Annotated in this window: 21 protein-coding genes; 9 read left to right on the forward strand and 12 right to left on the reverse strand. The window is 66.0% G+C overall.

All coding sequences use genetic code 11. The features are described 5' to 3' along the window. Positions 1–12 precede the first annotated feature (12 nt). Entirely contained in the window at positions 13–1,683 is a 1,671-nt protein-coding gene (locus N825_RS02710) for a Na/Pi cotransporter family protein (protein ID WP_245612989.1), read from the forward strand. Positions 1,684–1,723: 40 nt separating this feature from the next. Then, positions 1,724–1,957, forward strand: coding sequence for a hypothetical protein (locus N825_RS02715; RefSeq protein ID WP_037446726.1), 234 nt, complete (start codon positions 1,724–1,726; stop codon positions 1,955–1,957). Between the two features lie 13 nt (positions 1,958–1,970). Here the strand turns inward: N825_RS02715 and N825_RS02720 are convergent, their stop codons facing one another. The 6 genes from N825_RS02720 to N825_RS02745 all read right to left on the reverse strand — a co-directional run bounded on the left by N825_RS02720 (position 1,971) and on the right by N825_RS02745 (position 8,197). After that, positions 1,971–3,533 (reverse strand): gamma-glutamyltransferase family protein, encoded by a 1,563-nt coding sequence (locus N825_RS02720; protein WP_037446729.1) that lies wholly within the window; start codon positions 3,531–3,533, stop codon positions 1,971–1,973. Positions 3,534–3,539: 6 nt separating this feature from the next. Further along, complete coding sequence (locus tag N825_RS02725; protein WP_157618947.1) at positions 3,540–4,349, reverse strand: ABC transporter ATP-binding protein; 810 nt, start codon at positions 4,347–4,349, stop codon at positions 3,540–3,542. Between the two features lie 5 nt (positions 4,350–4,354). Continuing rightward, positions 4,355–5,332, reverse strand: a complete 978-nt coding sequence (locus N825_RS02730) for an ABC transporter substrate-binding protein (RefSeq protein WP_037446735.1) — start codon at positions 5,330–5,332, stop codon at positions 4,355–4,357. A 94-nt stretch (positions 5,333–5,426) separates the two neighbouring features. Beyond that, entirely contained in the window at positions 5,427–6,197 is a 771-nt protein-coding gene (locus tag N825_RS02735) for an ABC transporter permease (protein ID WP_037446738.1), read from the reverse strand. 7 nt (positions 6,198–6,204) lie between these two features. Then, entirely contained in the window at positions 6,205–6,984 is a 780-nt protein-coding gene (locus N825_RS02740; protein ID WP_037446741.1) for an aspartate/glutamate racemase family protein, read from the reverse strand. 1 nt (position 6,985) lies between these two features. After that, on the reverse strand, positions 6,986–8,197 hold the full coding sequence (locus tag N825_RS02745) for a M24 family metallopeptidase (RefSeq protein WP_051511461.1): 1,212 nt from the start codon (positions 8,195–8,197) through the stop codon (positions 6,986–6,988). Positions 8,198–8,298: 101 nt separating this feature from the next. Here N825_RS02745 and N825_RS02750 point away from each other — a divergent pair, with 101 nt between their 5' ends. Then, entirely contained in the window at positions 8,299–9,234 is a 936-nt protein-coding gene (locus tag N825_RS02750) for a LysR family transcriptional regulator (protein ID WP_037446744.1), read from the forward strand. Positions 9,235–9,474: 240 nt separating this feature from the next. Here the strand turns inward: N825_RS02750 and N825_RS02755 are convergent, their stop codons facing one another. From N825_RS02755 to N825_RS02770, 4 genes are read right to left on the reverse strand one after another with little or no spacing between them, the layout of a single operon-like run. Further along, a complete protein-coding gene (locus N825_RS02755) occupies positions 9,475–10,467 on the reverse strand; it encodes an ABC transporter permease (RefSeq protein ID WP_084164247.1) in 993 nt (330 codons plus the stop codon). Further along, on the reverse strand, positions 10,464–11,435 hold the full coding sequence (locus N825_RS02760; protein ID WP_051511462.1) for an ABC transporter permease: 972 nt from the start codon (positions 11,433–11,435) through the stop codon (positions 10,464–10,466). Before N825_RS02760 ends, N825_RS02755 begins: the two co-directional genes overlap by 4 nt. Next, the gene (locus N825_RS02765; RefSeq protein WP_037446747.1) at positions 11,432–12,916 is read right to left on the reverse strand and encodes a sugar ABC transporter ATP-binding protein; all 1,485 of its coding nucleotides are present in this window, start codon (positions 12,914–12,916) and stop codon (positions 11,432–11,434) included. The genes N825_RS02760 and N825_RS02765 overlap by 4 nt, the downstream gene beginning before the upstream one ends. Before the next feature lie 30 nt (positions 12,917–12,946). Beyond that, positions 12,947–13,957: an ABC transporter substrate-binding protein gene (locus N825_RS02770; protein WP_037446750.1), complete on the reverse strand. Its 1,011-nt coding sequence runs from the start codon at positions 13,955–13,957 to the stop codon at positions 12,947–12,949. Positions 13,958–14,213: 256 nt separating this feature from the next. Here N825_RS02770 and chvE point away from each other — a divergent pair, with 256 nt between their 5' ends. The 4 genes from chvE (at position 14,214) to N825_RS02790 (ending at position 18,594) form a co-directional block, all read left to right on the forward strand. Further along, complete coding sequence (chvE, locus tag N825_RS02775; RefSeq protein ID WP_084164249.1) at positions 14,214–15,278, forward strand: multiple monosaccharide ABC transporter substrate-binding protein; 1,065 nt, start codon at positions 14,214–14,216, stop codon at positions 15,276–15,278. 81 nt (positions 15,279–15,359) lie between these two features. Further along, a complete protein-coding gene (gene mmsA / locus N825_RS02780; protein ID WP_037446755.1) occupies positions 15,360–16,922 on the forward strand; it encodes a multiple monosaccharide ABC transporter ATP-binding protein in 1,563 nt (520 codons plus the stop codon). Then, positions 16,919–18,118 carry a multiple monosaccharide ABC transporter permease gene (gene mmsB, locus N825_RS02785; RefSeq protein WP_037446759.1) on the forward strand — a complete coding sequence of 400 codons (1,200 nt, stop codon included), beginning with the start codon at positions 16,919–16,921 and terminating at the stop codon, positions 18,116–18,118. The genes mmsA and mmsB overlap by 4 nt, the downstream gene beginning before the upstream one ends. Positions 18,119–18,168: 50 nt before the next feature. Beyond that, the gene (locus N825_RS02790; RefSeq protein WP_037447621.1) at positions 18,169–18,594 is read left to right on the forward strand and encodes an organic hydroperoxide resistance protein; all 426 of its coding nucleotides are present in this window, start codon (positions 18,169–18,171) and stop codon (positions 18,592–18,594) included. 52 nt (positions 18,595–18,646) lie between these two features. Here the strand turns inward: N825_RS02790 and N825_RS02795 are convergent, their stop codons facing one another. Then, positions 18,647–19,069, reverse strand: a complete 423-nt coding sequence (locus N825_RS02795) for a Fur family transcriptional regulator (protein ID WP_037446763.1) — start codon at positions 19,067–19,069, stop codon at positions 18,647–18,649. Beyond that, on the reverse strand, positions 19,066–20,205 hold the full coding sequence (locus tag N825_RS40215; RefSeq protein WP_245612990.1) for a DUF2325 domain-containing protein: 1,140 nt from the start codon (positions 20,203–20,205) through the stop codon (positions 19,066–19,068). Before N825_RS40215 ends, N825_RS02795 begins: the two co-directional genes overlap by 4 nt. A gap of 304 nt (positions 20,206–20,509) precedes the next feature. On the opposite strand from N825_RS40215, the gene ltnD reads away from it, so the two are divergent. Further along, positions 20,510–21,421: an L-threonate dehydrogenase gene (gene ltnD / locus N825_RS02805; protein ID WP_037446772.1), complete on the forward strand. Its 912-nt coding sequence runs from the start codon at positions 20,510–20,512 to the stop codon at positions 21,419–21,421. Then, positions 21,421–22,677: a 3-oxo-tetronate kinase gene (gene otnK / locus N825_RS02810; RefSeq protein WP_037446775.1), complete on the forward strand. Its 1,257-nt coding sequence runs from the start codon at positions 21,421–21,423 to the stop codon at positions 22,675–22,677. Before ltnD ends, otnK begins: the two co-directional genes overlap by 1 nt. The last annotated feature ends 6 nt before the right edge of the window (positions 22,678–22,683 follow it).

The following is a 22,683-nucleotide window of genomic DNA, read 5'->3' on the forward strand; positions in this document are numbered from 1 at the left end:
GGTCCCCGTGTGATGCCAGCGATGCCCGCCACCCACGCCTTGATCGAGCTGCTGGGGGAGGTGGCGCTGTTGCTATGGGGCGTCCACATGGTCAGGACGGGAGTGACCCGGGCGTTCGGAGCCGACTTGAGGCGGCTGCTGGGCAAGGCGTTGCGGAACCGCGTCGCGGCGTGCGTCGCCGGAGCCGGGGTGACCCTGGCGCTTCAGAGCAGCACCGCCACGGCTCTGATGGCGACGTCATTCCTCGCGGCTGGACTGATCGACTTGGTTCCCGCCTTGGCCGTGATGCTGGGGGCCAATGTCGGGACGGCGCTGGTCGCCTGGGCGCTCGCCTTCGACATCACCATCGTCTATCCAGCGCTGATCTTCATCGGGCTCGTCATCTTTCGGACCGGAGTGCGGACGCGGACCCGCAACATCGGCCGGTTGACGATCGGGCTGGGCTTGGTCCTGCTGTCGCTCCACCTGCTGGTCGAAACCATCGTGCCGGCCAGCGTCTCGCCCGACGCGCGCGACCTGATCGCGGCGATCACCCGGGAGCCGCTGCCGGTGATGGTCATGGCGGCGCTGGTCACCTGGGCCATGCATTCCAGCATCGCGGCGGTTCTGGTGATCGCCTCGTTCGCCGCCACCGGCTTGATCTCGCCCTTCGCCGGCCTAGCGATGGTGCTGGGAGCGAATCTCGGGAGCGCGCTCAACCCACTGCTGGCAGCCAGTTCGGGCGAGCGCAACGCCTTGAGGATGCCGGTCGGCAATATCGCCAACCGCCTGATCGGCTGCGCCGTCGCCCTCCCGCTGCTGCCGCTGATATCCGAACACCTGACGACCGTCATACCCGACGCGGGCCGGCAGGTCGTGACCTTTCATCTGGTCTTCAACGCGGTGTTGGCGGTGCTCTTCATCCCGCCGTTGGCGTTGATCGCCAAGGTCCTGGAACGGATGCTGCCTGACCGTCCCCGGCCGGAGGATGCCGGCAGCGCCCGCTACCTTGATCCGGCATCCCTGGAAACGCCACGGGTGGCCTTGGCCAACGCGTCGCGCGAGGCGCTTCGGATGGCGGATGTGATCGAGGAGATGCTTACGGGCTCCCGGGAGCTGCTGCGCCGCGACGACAATCGCCTGCTGGCCGAATTGACTCGCAAGGACGATGTGCTCGATCGGCTCAACGGGGCCCTGACGCGGTTCCTCGCCGAGCTTGGGCGGCGGGATCTCGGCGAGGAGGAGAACGCCAGGCTTTCCCAGATCCAGACGGTGGCGCTCAACCTGGAACATGCCGGCGACATCATCGACAAGGGCGTCCTCAATTTGGCCGGGAAGCGGATGCGCCGCCGCCTGCGCCTGACGGAGCGGCAGGTCACCGAGGCCGAGGCGATGCACGAGCATCTGCTGGCCCAGCTCCGCTTGGCCGTGGCCGTCTTCATGGGCGAGGATCTGCCGTCGGCCTTGCGGCTGGTCGAAGAGAAGGAGCGCTTCCGCGAGCTGGAGCGGGCGGCTGCGGAAAGCCAGTTCGCGCTGACGCCCGAGGCCGGCCAGCACGAGGAAACCAGGGGATTGCACTTGGACGTGGTACGCGACCTCAAGCGGATCGACGCGCATCTCGCGTCGATCGCCCACCCCCTGCTGGAGCGCAACAACCTGCTCCGTCCATCGCGGCTGGTGCGACATCCCAGTTTCAAGCGTTGAAGGGGACGGTATCCCTCAACGAGGATCGGGAGCGACAGGAATGGCCAATCTGATCGAGATTAGGAACGGCGCCGTGGTCGGCAACGACCAGCCCGACGACATCAACCTCCCGGTCGGCACGCCGATCAGCCAACCCGACGGCCACTACATCGCCATCGGCATGGATGTCGAGGGGCCGCTGAGCCGCGAGCAGGCGCACGAACGGCTCGACCACATGAGGGAGGCCACCCGCCGCGAACTGGAGGCCGGCGACCGGACGGCGCCGGACGCCTGACCACCGCGCGGCGTCAGTCCGCCGTCACCGCGTATGAGGCGCGGCGAGGGTCGGCTCCCGCCATCAGCAAGCCATCGGCGCGGCGTTGGATCGCGTTGACGCCGCCCATCAGGCGCGACCACGGGCCGACGCTCGACACGTCGTAGCCCGCGGCCCGGATCGCGTCGGCCCAAGCCGCCGGCGCCCTGTCCTCCAGCATCACGGTCGATCCGCCGTCGTGCCGCAGGCGAGGCGCCTCGATGGCGGCCTGGATGTGGTGTCCCTCGGCGAACATGCGGAGCAGGACCTGGAAAATGCCTTGGGGCTGGCCGTGGTCTCCAGGGGTCGCGATGGCGATCTCGCAGCCATGCTCGTTCTCCAGCAGGGCTGGGCACAGCGTGTGGAACGGGCGCTTGCCGGGCAGCAACGGCCACGGGGCGTCCGGCTCGATTCCCTGGAGCGCCAGCCTGTTGTGCGCGACCAGCCCGGTTTCGGGCGAGACGACGGCGCTGCCGAACTCCTCGAATAGACTCTGTACCCAGCTGACGGCATTGCCCCAGCGGTCGATCACGACCATGGTCGAGGTGTCGCCGGCTGGGCGATGCGGCGCCGTCGCCGTGGAACGCTCGGCGATCATGCGGTCGAGCGCGTCGGCTTCCAACAAGCTATCCGGACGGGGTCCGTCGGGGTCGCGGGTGTGGCGGGCGCGGTGTATGAAGGCGGTCTCCTTGATCGGAAGGTACTCGGCCGGGTCCATGGGCGACAAGCGGCCCGACGCCGCGCGTCCGCGGTCGTACTGCCCCGCCAGCAGCGCCAGCGCCAATCCCTGGGAGTTGGGCGGCGCCGCGTGGAGCCGGCGTCCGGCGAAGTCCACCCGCAGCGGGTCCGCGAACCCCGTCTCGTGCGCGGCCAAATCCTCCGCCGTCATCACGGCGCCGGCGGCCGACAGATCGGCGAGCAGCGCTCGGGCGATGGCTCCCCGGTAGAACGTCTCGGCGCCGCCGTCGATGATGGCCCGCAGGGTGCGGGCCAGGGCTGGGTTGCGAACGCGTTCGCCGAGCGGCCGTTGACCCGGCGCGCCGTAGAGCGCCACCAGGGCCGGGAAGTCCGCCGCCAGCGCCGCGTAGACCGGACCCGCCAGGAAGGTCTGGAACGTGAGATCGACCGGCACGCCGCTGGCCGCCAAGGCGGCGGCCGGCTCCAGCAGACTTGGCAGGGAACGCGTGCCAAATCGCGCCAGGGAGCTTTCCCAGGCGTCGACCAAGCCGAACACCGAGATCGTCAGGGGACCGCGTTTCGGCATCGCCGCGTGACCGGCGCCGCGGATCGCGTCGGGCGTGGCGGCGGCGGGAGCGCGGCCACTGCCGTCGATCGCCGTGACCCGCTTGGTCGCCGCGTCGTGGTACAGCGCGATGGCGTCGCCGGCCAAGCCGTTCATGTGCGGGATGGCGACGCATAGGGTGGCTGAGGCGGCGATGGCGGCATCCATCGCGTTGCCGCCCGCCTTGAGCACGGCGGCACCGGCCTCGGACGCCTTGTGATGCCCGCTGACGACGATGCCGGCGTCGCTCATCAGGATGGGGCGGTGGACGAACATGGGGTTCTACTCCATCAATCCGCTCGCGCTCATCAGGGAGCGGATGCGGTCGCAGGCCTCGTGGAACACCGGGTTCCTGAAGGTCTCGAAGGTGCGGGGGCGGGGCAGGTCGATCGGCACGATCTCGCGGATCTTGCCGGGCCGGGGAGTCATCACGACCACCCGGTCGGCGAGGAAGGCCGCTTCCATGATGCTATGCGTGATGAAGACCACCGTCTTGCGGGTCTCCATCCAGATCCGCTGCAGCTCCGCGTTCATCTGCTCGCGGGTCAGCGCGTCCAGCGCCCCGAACGGCTCGTCCATCAGCAGCAGGTCGGGATTGTGGATCAGCGCCCTGCACAGGGCCACCCGCTGCTGCATGCCGCCGGACAGCTCATAGGGCATGCTGTTCTCGAAACCGGCCAAGCCGGTCAGGGCGATCAGCCGGTCGACTTCCTTCCCATGCTGGGAGCGTCCCAGGCGCCGCACGTCCAGCTGAAGCTCGATGTTGCGCCGGACGGTTCGCCAGGGCAGCAGCACGGGGGTCTGGAAGACGATGCCCACACCGGGGTCGGGGCCGGAGACCCGATGGCCCTTGACCTCGACCCTTCCGGTCGAGACCGGCATCAATCCGGCGATCAGGCGGAGCAGGGTGCTCTTGCCGCATCCCGAGCTGCCGACGATGGCGACGAACTCGCCATCCCCGACGGTGAGGTCGATGTCGGTCAGGGCCACGACCTCGGAGCCGGACGGCAGGAAGGTCTTGCCGACGCCGGTGAGCGCGATGGCGGCGTCGCTCGGACGCTGAAGCGGCCGCCTCAAACAAACATCGGTCATCGCCGTCATTTCGGCAGGTATTCGTTGGTGTAGAGCGTCTCGACCGGAACGGCGCGGGGCAGGCCGGTGTATTTGACCAGCAGCGCCTGCATCGACTCCCAGTCGGACGCCTCCATGTGGCCCAGGGGCTTGCCGTGGGTGGCCTTGGTTTCGAGCGCGTCGAAGGTCAGCTCCAACTGGCGGGCCAGGATGGTACGGTTGCGCTCCTGCTGCGGCAGGCGCTTGACCAAGGCGTCCAACGCCGATTTCGGGTCCTTCCTGGCCATCTCGAACGCCGTCTGGGTGGCGGCGACGAAGCCGCGGACGACTTCCGGGTTGGCCTTGGCGTAATCGGCGTTGAAGACGATGCCATTGTTCATGATGTCGACACCAAAGTCCGAATACTTGAAGTAGCTGACCTTGGCGCCCTGCGCCTCCAGTTGGGCGATCTGGACGTTGGTGTTGGCGGGGATGGCGTCGGCGCGGCGTTGCAGGAAGACCGCGTTCTTGGCGCCGGTCGCGGGGGTCAGCACGCTGACCTTGGCGGGATCGACGCCATTGGCGGCCAGCAGCGCCGGCATGATCTGGCCGGTCGACTCCGACGGCGCGTATGCCACGACCTTGCCGTCCAGCTCCTGGGGTGTGCGGATCGCCACGTCCTCGTGCGAGATCACGCACATGACGCCGGAGATCACCCGCATCACGCCGATCAGCGGCATGCCCTGCTCGACGCCGCGGACCATCGAGCCGAAATCGATGAAGCCGGCCTGATCGCCGCCCTGGGCCACCAGCTTGGTGACGGTCGCGGACCCCTGGCCCTCCGAGATCGACACATCCAGACCGGCCTTCTCGTACAAGCCGCTCTCCAGCGCCAGATAGAACGGCGCGTGGCTGCCATAGATCGTCCAGTCGAGGCGGAAGTTGAGCTTGGTCTGGGCGAGGGCGGGTGCCGCCGTGGAGACCGCCGCGGCCACGCAGAGCGAAGCGAAGAAGTTGCGAAGCATGTTTGAAGCCTCCATGTCCTGATTTTCGATGGGTCGTCCCCGGGATGGTCTCCCGTTTTTTCTTGATTGATCGTTCGATGTTCCCTTGGAGCGGCTAGAAGCTGGGCTGCCCCGTCTTCAGCCGGATCGTCGCGTGCCAGGGGATCAGCAGCCGTTCCAGCATCTCGATCGCGTGGTACAGGACCATTCCCAGCACCATCAGCAGGACCAGCACCGCGAACAGCAGGGGCGTGTCCAGGTTGGCGTTGGCCGTCAGCAGCAGGTATCCCAGCCCCTCGTTGGCGCCGACCCATTCGGCGATGACCGCGCCGACGGCGGCGAACGCGACCGAGACCTTCAGCCCGGCGAACAGGCTGGGCAGCGCCAGCGGCAGTCGGAAGTACCAGAAGGTCTGCCAGACCGAGGCCCGCATCGACAGCCGCAGCTCGTCCATGTCGCGCTCCATCGACCGCAGGCCGACGATGGTGGAGATCAGGATCGGGAAGAAGGCGACCAGGAAGGTCACGATCAGCTTCGGCACCAGCCCGAGCCCGAACCAGACGACGATCAGCGGCGCCAGCGCGATCTTCGGGAAGGTTTGCGACAGCACGATCCACGGCATCAACGCCCGGTCGATCGTCGACGACGACACGATCAGCAAGGCGAGCGGAATGCCGATCACGATGCTGAGCGCGAAACCGCCCAGCGTCTCGTAGGTCGTGACCCAACCATGGCGCAGCAGGAAGTCGCGATCCTCGATCAGCCGCGTCACCACCTCGCCCGGCAGGGGCAACAGATAGCGCGGCACCTCGAAGAACAGCACGGCCAGATACCAGGCGCCGACCAGGATGACGGCGGTGAGGGCTGGGTAGATCGCGTTCCTCATCGGATCCTCACAGAAAGCCGTTGAAGGGTTGCCGCACGACGGCGCCCTGGACCATGTTGACCAGATGCGTGAAGTCGAAGACCGGCAGGCGGACGGCGGCTTGGACCGCCGCCGCGAAGGGCGGCAGCAGGCTGCATTCCAGCAGGACCGCGCCGATCCGCGGATCGTCGTCGACCATCCGGGTCGCGACCGAAACCACCTCCGCCTCCAGGAGGTCGATGTTGAGGTCGTGGTGGTCGGCGTAGGTGGTCTCCTCGAAATGCGGGCATCCCTCCAGGCCGACCACCGCGATGCTGGCGGGATCGACGCCGGCTCCGATCAGATGGCGCGGTCCCAGGCTGCCGCCGTCGGCGGAGATGACGCCGACCAGACGGCCGGGTTTCAGCATCCGCGAGATCAGCGGCGCCAGCAGCAGGCTGGAGGCGAACACCGGGATGTTGACGGCGGCGGCCAGTTCCCGCTGGAAGATGGCCGAGAACCCGCAGGAGGTCGTGATCGCCTTGACGCCGTCCTCCTCCAGCGCCTGGGCGCCGGCGATCCACGGAGCCACCGCCGCCCGATACTCATCAGAATCAGGGGGCAGGGCCGACAGCTCGCGCACCGTGACGGCGCTGGTGGCGCCTTTGACGATCCGATGCAGCACGGGAAACGGAAAGGTGGTCGCGTTGCCGATGGCTCCGGGCAGCCGGGGAAAATACCCCTCGATCATCAGGATGCCGACACCATAGCCGTAGAGATTGGATCGGCCATGGACGATCCTGCCGGTTCCGCGCGGGGGGAGCGGCATCTCAGGCATCTTTGGCGAACAGGACGCGCGGGAAGTTGGCGAAGGTCTCGGCGCCGGTCTCCGTCACCACGAAGGACTCGCTGACCACCAGCCCGTACTTGTCCAACCACAGCGCGGGAATGCAGTGGAAGGTCATGCCCGGCTCCAGGATCGTCTTGTCGCCCTGACGCAGCGAGCAGGTCAACTCGCCCCAGGTCGGGGGATAGCCGATGCCAACTGGATAGCCGATGCGGCTGTCCTTGACGATGCCGTGCCGAGCGATGACGCCCCGCCAGGCGGCCTCCAGCTCCTCCAGCGCGATGCCGGGCTTGACCGTGGCGAGGACGGCCTCCAGCCCCTCCACGATCACGGCGGTCGTGTCGGTCATGGCCTGGGTCGGCTTGCCCAGGTAGACGCAGCGGGACAGCGGGGAGTGGTAGCGGTGCCGGACGCCGCCCTGCTCGATGTAGAACATGTCGCCGGGTTTCAGCCGCTCATCGGTCCAGCTGAGGTGCGGCGCGGAGCACAGTTCGCCGACCATGGCGTTGGGCGGCTTGCAGGGGAAGGTGCCGCCGATCTCGGGCGTGCCGCCGACCGTCACCTTGTACAGTTCGGCCATCACGTCGCATTGGCGGACGCCGACTTCGCAGGCCTCGATCGCGGCGCGCATGGCGGCGGCCCCGATCGTCCCGGCTTCCCTCAGATAGTGGATCTCGCGCTCCGACTTGGTCAGGCGGCACCAGTTGATCAGCAGGAAGGCATCGACAAAGGTGGCGTTCGGCAGGTCGCGGGTCAGGATCTCGTGCCAGCGGGCGGTGTAGTAGTAATCGTCCTTCTCGACCCCGATCCGCTTGCCGCCCCAGCCCCGATCCTTGATCAAACCCGCCAGGTACTCCATCGGGTGCCCGTCGGGCGACGCCACATAGGCGTCGGGATAGGGGATGATCTTGTCCTCGCCCATGTAGACGGTGAAGCGGGCGCCGACCGAGTCCATCTTGCGGCCGTACCAGATCGGTTCCTCCTCATCCAGGGCTAGGATCACCATCTGTGGAGTATAGAAGGACCATCCATCATAGCCCGTCAGCCAAAACTGATTGGCTGGGCTGGCGATCAACAAGATGTCGATGCCCGCTTCCACCATCCGTTTCTTGGCGCGGGCGGCCCGGTCAAGAAATTCATCGCGTTCGAACAGAACGATCTTCGAAGAAGTGCTTTCCGGCACGTCAATGCTCATCTCAAGCGGCCCCGTTATTACTCAAATGTTGGAGACAGCTTGACAGTGGTTGCGATAGGATGACAAATGAATAAAATTCCCGCTTGCATAACCTGGAGGTTATGGTGCTGCCGAGCCTGCGACAGCTCGCGATCTTCCGTACCTTGATGGAAACCCAGAGCGTCACGGAGACCGCCAACCGTCACAACATCACCCAGCCGGCGGTGAGCAAGATGCTGGCCCAGCTGGAGGAACACTTCGGCTTGCAGCTTTTCCACCGCTCGCGTGGGCGCTTGCATCCGGGACCCGACGCCGACCGGCTCTATGTCGAAACGCAAAGGCTCCTGACCCAATTGGACGCCTTCAACGACAGCGTCACCGCCATGCGGTCGGCACGCCAGGGGCGGCTATCGATCGCCGCCATCCCGACCTTGGCCGCCACGGCGCTGGCCTTGACGGTGGCGCGCTTCCTGGAGACCCGGCCCAATGTCCGCGTCGATCTGCTGGCGATGAATTCCGACACCGTCGTGGAGCAGGTGCTGAAGCATCAGGTGGAGTTGGGCTTCGTCCATCAGTCCGTCAGCGAACCCAGCCTCAACGCCCAAATCGTCGGCCATTCCGAGATCGTCTGCGTCACGAGGCGCGATCACCGGTTGGCGGCGCTGGAGGTGGTGACGCCGAAGGACCTGCGGCGCGAGCGCCAGGTCTTCCTCGACGCCCAGGCTCCCCCCAGCCATTTCGTCCGGGAAGCGTTCCAGCAATTCGGCATCGCGCCCGAGATCATCATCGAGACGAACATGTCGCACGCCGCCAAGGTGATCGCCCAGTTTGGCGGCGGCGTGGCGTTGATCGATCCGTGGGTGACCGCGCTGGAGGATGGCGGCGATCTCGCGACGGTGGCGTTCCGGCCGCGCGTGCCGCTGCGCATATCCTGCCTCAGCTCGATCTACCGGCCCCGTTCCCGGCTGGCCGACCACTTCATCGCCGACCTGAAGTCATCCATCGCCACGCTCGAAGTCACGAACGCATTCATCGGCAGTGGCGATATTTCGCAGTGAGGGAAAGGTTATGACCTTTAACTTAAGCGCATATGCTTAAGGCTATGTGTCATTTCCCGGAAAACTGTGCAAAAAGAAGGCCGTCCTCGCGGACGGCCTGAAGTCTAGGGAGGAAACGCCCAAGAAGGCGTATGCGGTATCACTACCGCACTGCACAAACGGGCCCCATCGGGTTTGGTTCAACGGAAAAAGCGCGAAACTGTCTTTTCGCGCTTTTTCCTTGCCCAAGCCTGATCTTTGTCACACTCGCTTCGATCCGCCGCCGATCGCGATCACCGTGACGATGATCAGACCGGTCGCGATCAGCCGCACGCCGGCACTGAGGCCGAACGTGTTAAGCATCGTGACGATCAGGAAAAGCAGCAGGGCCGCTCCCCAGATACCCAAGGGCTCGGCGCGTCCTCCGGCGACGCTGGTGCCGCCGATCACCGTCACCGCTATGGAAGCCAGCAGGTATTCCTCGCCCATGTTCAGGGATGAGCCGCCGGAGAAGCCCGCCAGCAATACGCCGCACAGCCCCGCCAGCGTGGCCGACGCGATCGAGGTCGTCAGGCGGGTCCGCGTCACCGGCGTCCCGGCCAAGCGGGCCGCCCGCGCGTTCTGGCCCAGCGCCAGCAGGGTTCGGCCATAGAGGGTACGCGACAGAGCCAGCAGGACCAGCGCCGTCAGGGCGGCGGCGACCAGCGCCAGGTTCGACACGCCCAGGATGCGTCCCGTGCAGAAATCGGCGAAGGCGGGCGGCGGCTTGATCTTCAGCCCACGGCCATAGGCGATGGCGATCGACTGCACGATCAGGGAACTGGACAGGGTCGCGATGATCGGCGGGATGCGCAGCAGCCGGATCAGCAGGTAGTTGGCGACTCCCAACGACATGGCCGCGGCCAGCGCCGCCAGCAGGCCCACGGCGATCATGCCGTTGGCTCCGTCCATCACCTTCATGGCAATGGCCCCGGATAGGGAGATCGCCGCCGGAATCGAGAGATCGACATTGCCGGGACCTGACGTGATCACCAGCATCTGGCCCAAGCCGACGATGACGAACAGCGCCGAGAACGTCACGGCGGCCGCCAGGATGTCGCCGGCCCCTTGGCCGCCGGAGTGGATCAGCGTCATCACCAGGATGACGGCGGCCGCTCCCAGAGGCCAAGCCCAGACGGGTACCGTCCTCCGTCGGCGTCGCGGGGTGTCGCGCATCGAGGCCGACGCGGGCGACGGCATGTCGTCGGCGGTCATGACCGCTCCTCGGCGCGGTTGAGCACGGCGCGGAGCGCCAACACGATGATCAGGATGGCGCCTTGGGCTCCGATCTGCCAGTCCGGCGGAATGTGCATGAAGGTCAGGAACGAACCGGCCAGGGTCAGGGTCATGGCACCCAGCACCGCGCCGATCGGGTTGACGCGTCCGCCGGTGAACTCGCCGCCCCCCAGGATCACGCCGGCTATCGACATCAGCGTGTAGCGCAGCGCCATATTGGCGTCGCCCGAGGTTGTCAGCCCCACCAGCGCCAGACCAGACAAAGCGCCAAGGCCTCCCGCCATCAGGTAGAGGGTCACGCGCGCCCGCAGCAGCGACCAGCCGGCGTTGCCCATGGCCTTGGGATTGCCGCCGGCGCCCCGCAGCATGGTGCCGAACGACGACCGCATCACCCAATGGAGGATCAGCGCCAGAGCCACCGCGTAGAGGATCGGCAGCGGCACGAAGTCCGGCTTCCACTTCATGATCGCGGTCAAGTATTCCGGCGCGCGCCCCCCTGGCGTCGGCAGGATCAGCACGGCGATGCCAGTCCAGATGAACGACAGTCCCAGCGTCACGACGATGGACGGCAGGTCGCGCCACTGGATCAGCGCGCCGACCAAGGCATAGGCCGCGATGGCGGCTGCGAGGGCCACGACCCCCAGTAGCGGGGTGTCCTTCAGCAGGGTCGCGGCGATGCAGGCGCACAGCCCCACGAAGCTGCCGACCGACAGGTCGAGGTCGTTGACGGTGATGACGCAGAGCTGGGCCAGCGTCGCCAGGATCACCGGGATCGACAGGTTGAGCAGCAGGGTCAGGCCGACATAGCTCATGGCGCGCGGCTGCTGCGAGAAGATCACCCCCAGCATCAGGGCCAGCGCCAAGGCGGGCAGCAAGGCCCGCAGCAGGCGGACGGGATCGATCCGGCCGGACCGCCGGGCGGCGGCGGGAAGGATGACGGCGCTCAAGCGACCTCCTCCGCTTCGGCGTAGGACGCGCGCAGGATGGCGGCCTCGGTCATTTCGGCGCGTGGCAGGTGGGCGACGATGCGGTTCTCGTGGAAGACATAGACACGGTCACAGTGGAACAGTTCCTCCATCTCGGTCGAGTACCATAGGAACGTGCGGCCCCGCTCGGATTCGGCCCGGATGAAGCGGTAGACCTCCGACTTGGTCGAGATGTCGACGCCGCGCATGGGATCGTCCATCAGGATGATGCCGGCATCGGAGGCCAGCGCGCGGGCGAACAGCGCCTTCTGCTGGTTGCCGCCCGACAGCGACAGGATGCCGTTGTCCATGTCGGGGGTCCGGATTCCGATCCGCTCGCGCCACGTGGCCGCCAGTGTCCGCTCGCGAGCCGGGTCGATCAAGCCGCCGCGCCGCAAGGTCGCCAGCGACCGGATCGAGATGTTGCGGGAGATCGACCACAGCGGAAACACGCCGTCGGACTGACGATCGCCCGGCACCAACGCCACCGGGCTTTCCACCACGGTCGAAGGGTCCTTTCGTCCCCAGGCGTCGAAAACGCGCAGCAGCATGGTGGATTGACCATGGCCGGCCAGCCCGGCCAGCCCAACGATGTCGCCCTTTTTGGCGACCAAGTCCGTGCCGCCGCCCGACCGCGCCAGGACGGCCGGCGGCTGAGTGGCGCGGTCGGCCCTACCGCTCCTCACCTTACCGGCCCCGGCGCCGTGGGCACCGGGATGCTCGTCCTCTGCCCCCATGCTCTGGACGATGGCGCGGCGCGTAAGCTCGCGCGCCGGGCGGTCGAGCACGACCAACCCCTCGCGCATCACGACGACGCGCTCGGCCGCCGCCAGCACCTCCGGCAGGATGTGGGAGATGAAGACCGTGGCGACGCCGTGCTGGTTGGCGTGGCGCAGGAAGTTCAGGAGCTGTTCCGCGGCGGTGGCGTCCAGCGACGAGGTCGGCTCGTCCAGGATCACCAGCCGGAGCGGCGTGTCGGTGACGGTGAAGGCCCGGGCTATCTCCACCATCTGGCGGCGGCCCAGGGCCAGATCCGCCACCGTCTCGCCCGGATCGATGCCGTGACCGGCAAAGATGGTGTCGAGCCGGTCCAGGATCAGCCGCGCCGCCCGCCGCCGCCAGCCCCAGCCGCGCAAGCTCGGGTGCGGTACCCTGACGTTCTCCGCGACCGTCAGGTTGGGGCAGAGCGAGAGTTCCTGGAAGACGCAGCGCACGCCAAGCCGCCCGGCGACCGCGGTGCCGTAATCGGCCACGGCACCGCCTTCGGTGGCGATCGTCCCGGTATCGGGCCTCAGGACCCCGGCCAGGACGTGCATCAGGGTGGACTTGCCTGCCCCATTGTGCCCGACCAGTCCCAGCCGCTCCCCGCGCGCGATGGCGAGGCTGACCCCCGCCAGGGCGCGGACGGCACCGAAGCTCTTGCGGACATCGTCGAGTCGCAAGGCTGTGGCATCACCACTCATGGATATTTCCAAACCTACTAGGTGCCCGGCTTATTTGGTGCCCGCGATGACCGCCTGGGCGTCGTTCAGCGAGTACTCCACATTGGTGACGCCACCCTTCTCGGTCTGCTTCAGCCTTTCCTCGAGGTTGTTCTGTTCGACCGACAGGAACGGCACGATCAGGTCCTTGGGAACCTGCTTGCCGTCCAGGATCTGCTGGGCGACCCAGAAGGCGAGGGTGCCGACGCCGGGAGCGATCGAGACCGACATCGTCTCGTAGCCGGAAGCCTCCTTCTGGTCCTTCCACCACAGCAACTCGTCCTGCCGGTTGCCCATGATGATAATCGGGACCTCGCGGCCAGCGCCCTTGAACGCCTGCGCCGCGCCATAGCCGTCACCGCCCTGGGTCACCACGGCCTTGATCGGCGGCAGGGTCGGCAGCACGCCGGCGACGGCCTTCTGCGCCACCTCCTGCGCCCAGTCGCCGTGGACGGAGGACACGATCTTGAACTTCGGGTGCTTCTTGACGCCTTCCTCGATTCCCTTGTGGATCTCATCGTCGACGAACACGCCGGCCAAGCCCCGGATCTCCAGTAGGTTGCCACCATCGGGGAAGCGTTCCGCCAGATAGTCGACCTGGATGGCGCCCATCTTCTGGAAATCCACCGCGACCCGCCAAGCGCAGGGCTCGGTCACGATGCCGTCGAACGAGACCACCGTCACGCCAGCGTCGCAGGCCTCCTTGACGGCCCCGTTGAGCGCGGTCGGCGAGGCGGCGTTGATGACGATGGCGTCGTAGCCTTGCAGGATGAGGTTCTGGATTTGCGCCGCCTGTTCGGTCGCCTGGTTCTCGGCGGTGGTGAAGGCGGAGGCGTCGGCCACGACCTTGTCGGCGACGGCCTTCGACGTGACCGTGCCCCAGCTTTTCAGCATGGCCTGACGCCAGGAATTGCCGGCGTAGTTGTTCGACAGCGCTATCTTCTTGGACGAGGTGTCGGCCAGCGCCACACCGGTCAGGCAGGTGGTGGCGATCACCGCCGCCAGGACGATCCTGATCTTCATCGACGTTCCCTCCGAAGGCGTTATTCTTGTTTTCAGCTTGTGAACAGCTTGACGGCACGCCGTCAGTCCGGCCAGCACTCTTTCTTGACTTAATTAATTCGCGTGTCAAACTAACGCTACGGCGATTTCAGGCCGACGTCAAGCTGGCGCGGGGTCCGCCCAATCGGCTTAAGCCGTGCGGTTCCCGAAGAGGAGCCTGAAGAAGCCAAGAACAAATGATTTGCTGTAATACAACTTTTCCTTGGGAGGGAACGAAGTGAAGGCAATCGCGTCCGCGTTCGCGGCATTGGCGCTTGGTCTGTTCGCGGCCATGCCGGCCGCACAGGCTCAGGACAAGGGTCCGGTCGGAATTTCCATGCCAACCAAGTCTTCGGCGCGCTGGATCGCCGATGGCGACAACATGGTTAAGTATTTCAAGGAGAAAGGTTACCAAACCGATCTTCAATACGCCGAGGACGAAATCCCGAACCAGCTGGCCCAGATCGAGAACATGATCACAAAGGGCGCCAAGGTCCTGGTGATCGCCGCGATCGATGGCACCACCCTATCCGACGCGCTCGACCAAGCGGCCAGCCAAGGGATCAAGGTCATCGCCTATGACCGGCTGATCCGGGGTTCCAGCCATGTCGACTATTACGCCACCTTCGACAACTTCCAGGTCGGCGTGCTGCAAGGCGGCTACATCGTCGACAAGCTCGGATTGAAGGACGGCAAGGGCCCCTTCAACATCGAGCTGTTCGGCGGCTCGCCCGACGACAACAACGCCTTCTTCTTCTACAACGGCGCGATGTCGGTGCTGCAGCCCTACATCGACACCGGCAAGCTGGTGGTCGGCAGCGGCCAGACGGGCATGGACAAGGTCTCGACCTTGCGTTGGGACGGTGCCGTCGCCCAGTCGCGCATGGACAACCTGCTCAGCGCCTACTACTCCGACCGCAAGGTCGATGCGGTCCTGTCGCCTTATGACGGCTTGAGCATCGGCATCATCTCGTCCCTCAAGGGTGTCGGGTACGGCGGCGCCGGCCAGCCGATGCCGATCGTCACCGGCCAGGACGCCGAGGTGCCGTCGATCAAGTCAATCCTCGCCAAGGAACAGACCTCGACCGTGTTCAAGGACACGCGCGAACTGGCCAAGGTCACCGTCGGCATGGTCGATGCCCTGCTGAGCGGCGGCAAGGCGGAGGTCAACGACACCAAGACCTATGACAACGGCGTCAAGGTGGTCCCGTCCTACCTGCTGAAGCCGGTCAGCGTCGACGCCTCCAACTGGAAGCAGGTTCTGGTCGGCAGCGGCTACTACACCGAGGCGCAGTTCAAGTAACCGGCACGGGAGTTTGGCGGGGACGGCGCGCTGGAGCGCTCCGCCCCCCGCTTGATCAGCAACACAGTTGTCAGGTGACGGATGACACCCATCCTTGAGATGCGGGGGATCACCAAGTCGTTTCCGGGCGTCAACGCGCTCGAGAACGTCAATCTCTCGGTGCGCCGGGGCGAGATCCACGCGCTGGTCGGCGAGAATGGCGCCGGCAAATCGACGCTGATGAAGGTGCTGAGCGGCGTCTATCCCCACGGCTCCTACACCGGCGGGATCCATTTCGAAGGGGAGGAGCGGCGGTTCCGCGGCATCTCGGACAGCGAGAAGCTCGGCATCATCATCATCCACCAGGAACTGGCGCTGGTGCCGCAGCTGTCGATCGCCGAGAACATCTTCCTCGGCAACGAGCAGTCCAGGTTTGGCATCATCGACTGGTCGCTGGTGGAGACCAGGACCAGGGATCTGCTCCGCAAGGTCGGGCTGTCGGACCCGCCTTCGACGCTGGTGACCGACATCGGCGTCGGCAAGCAGCAACTGGTGGAGATCGCCAAGGCGCTATCGAAGCAGGTCAAGCTGCTGATCCTGGACGAGCCGACCGCCAGCCTCAACGAGAGCGACAGCGCCGCCTTGCTCGACTTGCTGCTGGAGTTCAAGGAGCACGGCATCTCGTCGATCCTGATCTCCCACAAGCTGAACGAGATTTCCCGGGTCGCCGACTCGATCACCATTCTGCGCGATGGCTGCACGGTCGAGACGCTGGACTGCCACGGCGGCGCTGTCACCGAGGACCGGATCATCCGGGGCATGGTCGGGCGGGCCTTGGCCGACCGGTATCCCAAGCGGCAGCCGCGGATCGGCGACGTGCTGTTCGAGGTGCGGAACTGGAGCGCCTATCACCAGCTCCACGCCGACCGTCAGATGATCCGCAACGTCAACCTGAACGTCCGGCGCGGCGAAGTGGTCGGCATCGCTGGCCTGATGGGCGCCGGCCGGACCGAGTTCGCCATGAGCGTGTTCGGACGCTCCTATGGCAAGCGGATCACCGGCCAAGCCTTCATGGAGGGACGGGAGATCGACGTCGGCACCATTCGGCGCGCGATCGACAACGGCTTGGCCTATGTCACCGAGGACCGCAAGCATTACGGCCTCGTGCTGGGTGACGACATCACCCACAACATCTCGCTGGCGAACCTGGGCGGCGTCTCGCGCGCCATGGTGATCGACGACATGGCTGAACTGGCCATCGCCGGGGACTACCGCCGGCGGCTCAACATCCGCTGTTCCAGCGTGTCGCAGCAGACGGTCAATCTGTCGGGCGGCAACCAGCAGAAGGTGGTGCTGAGCAAGTGGCTGTTCTCGAAGCCCAAGGTGCTGATCCTGGACGAGCCGACCCGCGGCATCGACGTCGGCGCCAAATACGAGATCTACGGCATCATCAACCAGCTCGCCGACGAGGGTAAGGGCGTGATCATGATCTCGTCCGAGATGCCGGAACTGCTCGGCGTCTGCGACCGGATCTACGTGATGAACGAGGGCCGCTTCGTCGCCGAGATGCCGGCGGCCGAGGCGAGCCAGGAGAGGATCATGCGCGCGATCATGAGAAACGGCGCCCTGGCGACAAGTGACATGGACGGGGAGAAGTCGGCATGAGTACCCAGACGGTTTTGGCTCCGTCCGGCGGTGACGCCGGATCGTTGAAGCTGTTCATCAAGAAGCACCTTCGCGAATACGGCATGTTGCTGTCGCTGATCGCCATCATGATCTTCTTCCAGATCATGACGAACGGGACGCTGCTGAAGCCGCTCAACCTGACCAACCTCGTCCTGCAGAACAGCTACATCATCATCATGGCGCTGGGCATGCTGCTGGTGATCGTCGCCGGGCACATCGACCTCTCCGTCGGATCGGTGGTCGGGTTCATCGGCGCTTTGGCCGCCGTGATGATGGTCCAGTTCAAGATCCACTACATCCCAACCACGCTGATCTGCCTGCTGGTCGGCGGCGCCATCGGGGCGGCGCAGGGCTACTGGGTCGCGTTCTTCAAGATACCATCCTTCATCGTGACGCTGGCGGGCATGCTGGTGTTCAAGGGCTTGAGCCTGGCCTTGCTGGCCGGACAGTCGGTCGGGCCGTTCCCGGTCGAGTTCCAGAAGCTCAGCTCGGGTTTCATCCCCGACGTCTTCGGCGGCGCGTCGATCCATGTCACCTCGCTTCTGCTGTGCGTCGTGGTGCCCGCCATCCTGATCGCCCTCAACGTCCGCAACCGGCTGAACCGGCAAAAACACGGAGTGGAGCAGGAACCGCTCGTCTTCTTCGCGTTGAAGAACCTCGTCCTGGCCTCGGTCGTGGGATATCTCGGCTTCCTGATGTCGTCGTACAAAGGGCTGCCGAACGTCCTGATCATCATGTTCACGCTGATAGCGCTCTACGCCTTCGTCACCATGCGGACGACGATCGGGCGGCGGATCTACGCGATCGGCGGCAACGAGAAGGCGGCCAAGCTATCGGGCATCGCGACCGAGCGGGTGACGTTCTACACCTTCATCAACATGGGCGTGCTGGCGGCGCTGGCTGGCCTCATCTTCGCCGCCCGGCTCAACACCGCGACGCCAAAAGCGGGCGTGTCATTTGAACTCGATGTCATCGCCGCTTGTTTCATCGGGGGCGCTTCGGCGTCCGGCGGCGTCGGGCGGGTGACTGGTGCCGTGATCGGCGCCTTCATCATGGGTGTGATGAACAATGGCATGTCGATCATGGGCGTCGGCATCGACTGGCAGCAGGTGATCAAAGGCTTGGTGTTGCTCGCCGCCGTCTTCCTGGACGTTTACTACAAGAACAAGGCTTGACCTGTGGTATCTTGTATCCGTTATACGCACAAGAAACGGGAGGATTGAACATGACCGTCGATGTCAAATACACCGCCGAAGCCACCGCCACCGGGGGCCGCGATGGCCGCGCCTCGACCACGGATGGCACTTTCGAAGTCAAGCTGGCGACGCCCAAGGAGCTGGGCGGCCAGGGTGGCGAGGGCAACAACCCCGAGCAGCTGTTCGCCGCTGGCTACGCCGCGTGCTTCATCGGCGCCATGAAGGTGGTGGCGGCCCAGGAGAAGGTGAAGGTACCGGCGGAAACCTCCGTCACCGCCAACGTGGGCATCGGCCCGCGCTCGGAAGGCGGCTTCGGCCTCGATGTGGCGCTTCGGATCTCGCTGCCGGGCCTCGACCGCGCCCAGGCGGAATCGATCGTCGAGAAGGCGCATCAGGTGTGCCCCTACTCGAACGCGACCCGCGGCAACGTGGATGTCCGCCTGACGGTGGTGTGATCCACCGGGAGAGGCGCCGCGCGACCCGCGGCGCCTCTCACTTGGTCGGATCTCACTCGTCCTTGTCGGTACGACGCTTGATGCCGTAGAGCTCGAGGCGGTGGCCGATCAGGCGATAGTTGAGATCGTGCGCGATCTTGCGCTTCAATTCCTCGATCTCGTCATTGATGAACTCGATCACCTCGCCAGTCTGGATGTCGATCAGGTGATGGTGGTGGCGTTCGCACGCCTCCTCGTAGCGCGACCTCCCGTCGCCGAAATCCAGCCGCTCGATGATGCTGGCCTCCTCCAGGAGGCGCAGCGACCGATACACCGTCGCGATACTGATGTTGGGATCGATCCGCATGGCCCGGATATGGACCTGCTCCACGTCGGGGTGATCGTTGGCCTCGGACAGCACACGCGCCACCACCCGGCGCTGGTCCGTCATCTTCAACCCTTTCTCGATGCAAAGCTGCTCGATATGGGACGTCATCGTATCGCCTCTCCCTCGACGTGATTTGGCCGGAGCGCCCGGACCAGTGAGCTGGCGCCACTGCTGCGCAGGAGCATGAACGGCTTGTCGAGACGCTGGCACAGGCGCTTGACCCGCAGGCACGCCGCGTGGCTGACGCAGTCGAGTGGGCAGAACACCATGTCCGCCTGCGTCACCAAATTCTCCAGGATCTTCGGCGCCTGTTCCAACCCGCCGTCATGGTGCAGCAGGCGGCCCTGGCGCCGTTCGACGGCGGACCGGATATGGGGGACCAGCGCCTGCCGGCCGCCGACATAGAGCACGCACTGCCCGGCCACGTTGATCGCGCGCAGGGTGCCGGGAGGCGGCTCAGCGGTGGCGGTCGCGGGCGGGGCGGGGGCTGTCGCCGCCGCCGCGTCGTCATCCAGCAGTTCGAGCCGCGCCACCCGCGCCTCCGCCGCGCGGCGGCGCTCCCGCTCCGCCGTCAGCCGGTGCTCGGCTCGTGCCAAGCGCGATTTCAGCGTGATCGTCTCCCGGGGATCGAACCCGGTCGCGGGAGCGGTGGCGCCGCATCGGGCACGGCGAAGCTCCGCCTCGTGGTCGCGCGCCTGCTTCTCCTTGGCGCGTTCAAGCTCCAGCTTGGCGGCTTGCAGCGTGTCCCGCTGGCGGGTCAACTCGGTGATCTGCTTCTCCGCCGTCGCCAGCCGTTGGATGGCGTTGCGGTTGTAGCTGCCCAGCACGTGGGACAGCATATGGACCTGACCATAGACGATGGTGATCAATTCCTGCGGCACGGTCCGCAGCGTCATGATAGCCCAGTAGGCGCCGGCCACCCTGCCGCTGTCGAACGCCTTCCGCCACAGAGCCTCGATCTCGTCGCCGTCCTTGGCGGTGGAGAAGCGTCGGACATCGGCCGCGTGCTTGTCGTCCAGCATCTTGTGGAGGAAGCGGGCGAGCTTGCCGTTGGTCCCGGCTTCGCGGACGAAGTAGCTATGGATGCAATAATCGGTCGCGTCGTCGGAAATGCGCAAGCCGCCCTTGCGGGTCAGCTTGCGCAGGTCGTCCATCGATAGGCAAGTGCCGATGATCGAACAGTGCAGGTGTTGGGCGATGTCCCAAAGCTTGCGCCGGCCCTTGGCCTCGTTCGGCAACTCCACGGAATCAGCTTCGCACCGCTCGCACATGGTTCCTCGCGTCAATCGACATCAGAAGCGAGGACATGATACAGATTCGCAGTGAGGATGCAAATCATTCTCAAGTGTCAGGCATGTCGGCGGGATGCCGATCGGGCCAGTTCCTTCCAGCGCCAACCAACCGCGATACGCGACCTCATCCTTCCGGTGAGTCGATCTGTGACGTGATGTGAAAATCTGTGAAAAGTGGCTTTACAGGTTAACGATTTGTGATAATTTGGTGGGCATGCCAGCAATCAGGCACAAAACATAACATCGGAGGATCGTCGTGGCGGCAGCCAACACTTTCCATGTCTGCATCGTCGGGTTGGGCTCCATGGGGATGGGGGCGGCAAAGTCCTGCATCCGCGCCGGCCTCCAGACCTACGGCATCGACATCAACCCCGCCGCCCGCGCCGACCTGAAGGACGCGGGCGCGGTCGATGTCGGCACCGACGGCGCGGCGTTCGCCGATAAGCTGGACGCCGTCCTGCTGCTGGTCGTCAACGCGGCGCAATGCAAGTCGGTGCTTTTTGGCGACGACGGCTTGGCCACCAAGCTCCGCCCCGGCACCGCGGTGATGGTCTCCGCCACGATTTCAGCCGACGAGGCCAAGTCGATCGAGGCGGGCTTGACGGAGCATGGCTTGGCCATGCTCGACGCTCCCGTCTCGGGCGGCGCCGTCAAGGCGGCGGCCGGCGAGATGACCGTCATGGCGTCCGGCGCCGCCGAGACCTTCGCGAAGCTGCGCCCCGTGCTCGACGCGGTCGCCGGCAAGGTCTACGAGATCGGCGCCGAGGTTGGCCTGGGCGCCACCGTCAAGATCATCCACCAGTTGCTGGCCGGCGTCCACATCGCCGCCGGAGCCGAGGCGATGGCGCTGGCCGCCCGCGCTGGCATCCCGCTCGACCTGATGTACGATGTCGTCACGAACGCGGCTGGCAATTCCTGGATGTTCGAGAACCGCATGAAGCATGTGGTCGATGGCGACTACTCGCCCAAATCGGCGGTCGACATCTTCGTCAAGGATCTGGGTTTGGTGACCGAGACCGGCCGCACCCTCAAGTTCCCGCTGCCGCTGGCCTCCACCGCCTACACGATGTTCGCCAACGCCAGCAACGCCGGCTACGGCAAGGAGGACGACAGCGCGGTCATCAAGACCTTCGCCGGGATCACGCTGCCGGGTGGGAGTGCCAAGTGATGCGTCTCGGGATCATCGCCGACGACTTCACCGGAGCGACCGACATCGCGGGCTTCCTGGTCGCCAATGGGCTCAGCACGATCCAGCTCAACGGCGTGCCGGAGGCTGGCTTGCAAGTCGAGGCCGACGCGGTCGTGATCAGCCTCAAGTCGCGCTCCTGCCCGGCGGACGAGGCGGTCACCATGAGCCTCGCCGCCCTGGAGTGGCTGCGCGCGCGGGATTGCGAGCAGTTCTTCTTCAAATACTGCTCCACTTTCGACAGCACGCCGCGCGGCAATATCGGCCCGGTGACCGACGCGCTGCTCGACGCGCTGGGGGAGGATTTCACCGTCATCTGCCCGGCGCTGCCGGTCAATGGGCGGACGATCTACAACGGTTATCTGTTCGTCAACGGCGTGCCCCTGGCCGAATCCGGCATGCGCCACCATCCCGTGACGCCGATGACCGATAGCAACCTGATGCGCCTGATGGAGGCGCAGTCCACCGGCAAGTGCGGCGACGTCCACGCCGACGATGTCGCGCGCGGCGTCGAGGCCGTCAAGGCGTCGCTCGATGCCTTGCGCGGCAAGGGCATGCGCTACGCCGTGCTCGACGTGCTGAACGCCGCCGATGTCGCGACCGTCGGCAAGGCGGTCGCCGGCATGCGGCTGGTGACGGGGGGCTCCGGTCTGGCCGACGGCATGGCGAAAGCCTGGACCGACCGCCTCAGCGATCCGGCGCAGGCCGCCGCCGCCGGCCGGCCCTCGGGCGAACGCCCGGTCGTGCTGTCCGGTTCGTGCTCGCAGATGACAAATGCCCAGGTCGCGGCATACAAGGACGAGGCTCCGGCCTGCCCGATCGATGTCGTCCGCTGCCTGTCGGACGAGGGTTACGCCGACGAACTGTTCGCCTGGGTCAGGGATCAACAGGGCGGCGACCTGGCGCCCCTGGTCTACGCCACGACCGATCCGGACGAACTCGCCCGCATCCAGAAACAACACGGCGCCGAGCAGGCCAGCGGGGCCGTGGAGAGGACTTTCGGGCAGTTGGCGAAGCTGCTCGCCGAGGATGGCACCGACACCTTCATCGTCGCCGGCGGCGAGACCTCCGGCATCGTCGTCCAGTCGCTCGGCGTCACGGGCTTCCACATCGGTCCGCAGATAGCGCCCGGCGTGCCGTGGGTGCGCGCGGTCGACCGGCCGATCTCGCTGGCGTTGAAGTCGGGCAATTTCGGCGGTCCCCGCTTCTTCTTCGACGCCCAGGAAAAGCGGGGCTGAGGCCCG

This window comes from Skermanella stibiiresistens SB22 (genome assembly GCF_000576635.1).
In the GTDB taxonomy this organism is placed as follows: Bacteria; Pseudomonadota; Alphaproteobacteria; order Azospirillales; family Azospirillaceae; genus Skermanella; species Skermanella stibiiresistens.

Coding starts and splice junctions, on each gene's coding strand:
- N825_RS02750 (WP_037446744.1), top strand. CDS start 8,299: ATGGTGCTGCCGAGCCTGCGACAGCTCGCGATCTTCCGTACCTTGATG.
- N825_RS02740 (WP_037446741.1), bottom strand. CDS start 6,984: ATGCCGCTCCCCCCGCGCGGAACCGGCAGGATCGTCCATGGCCGATCC.
- N825_RS02710 (WP_245612989.1), top strand. CDS start 13: ATGCCAGCGATGCCCGCCACCCACGCCTTGATCGAGCTGCTGGGGGAG.
- N825_RS02735 (WP_037446738.1), bottom strand. CDS start 6,197: ATGAGGAACGCGATCTACCCAGCCCTCACCGCCGTCATCCTGGTCGGC.
- otnK (WP_037446775.1), top strand. CDS start 21,421: ATGCGTCTCGGGATCATCGCCGACGACTTCACCGGAGCGACCGACATC.
- N825_RS02765 (WP_037446747.1), bottom strand. CDS start 12,916: ATGAGTGGTGATGCCACAGCCTTGCGACTCGACGATGTCCGCAAGAGC.
- N825_RS02725 (WP_157618947.1), bottom strand. CDS start 4,349: ATGACCGATGTTTGTTTGAGGCGGCCGCTTCAGCGTCCGAGCGACGCC.
- N825_RS02755 (WP_084164247.1), bottom strand. CDS start 10,467: ATGACCGCCGACGACATGCCGTCGCCCGCGTCGGCCTCGATGCGCGAC.
- mmsA (WP_037446755.1), top strand. CDS start 15,360: ATGACACCCATCCTTGAGATGCGGGGGATCACCAAGTCGTTTCCGGGC.
- N825_RS02745 (WP_051511461.1), bottom strand. CDS start 8,197: ATGAGCATTGACGTGCCGGAAAGCACTTCTTCGAAGATCGTTCTGTTC.
- N825_RS02715 (WP_037446726.1), top strand. CDS start 1,724: ATGGCCAATCTGATCGAGATTAGGAACGGCGCCGTGGTCGGCAACGAC.
- N825_RS02795 (WP_037446763.1), bottom strand. CDS start 19,069: ATGACGTCCCATATCGAGCAGCTTTGCATCGAGAAAGGGTTGAAGATG.
- N825_RS02770 (WP_037446750.1), bottom strand. CDS start 13,957: ATGAAGATCAGGATCGTCCTGGCGGCGGTGATCGCCACCACCTGCCTG.
- N825_RS02730 (WP_037446735.1), bottom strand. CDS start 5,332: ATGCTTCGCAACTTCTTCGCTTCGCTCTGCGTGGCCGCGGCGGTCTCC.
- N825_RS02720 (WP_037446729.1), bottom strand. CDS start 3,533: ATGTTCGTCCACCGCCCCATCCTGATGAGCGACGCCGGCATCGTCGTC.
- mmsB (WP_037446759.1), top strand. CDS start 16,919: ATGAGTACCCAGACGGTTTTGGCTCCGTCCGGCGGTGACGCCGGATCG.
- N825_RS02790 (WP_037447621.1), top strand. CDS start 18,169: ATGACCGTCGATGTCAAATACACCGCCGAAGCCACCGCCACCGGGGGC.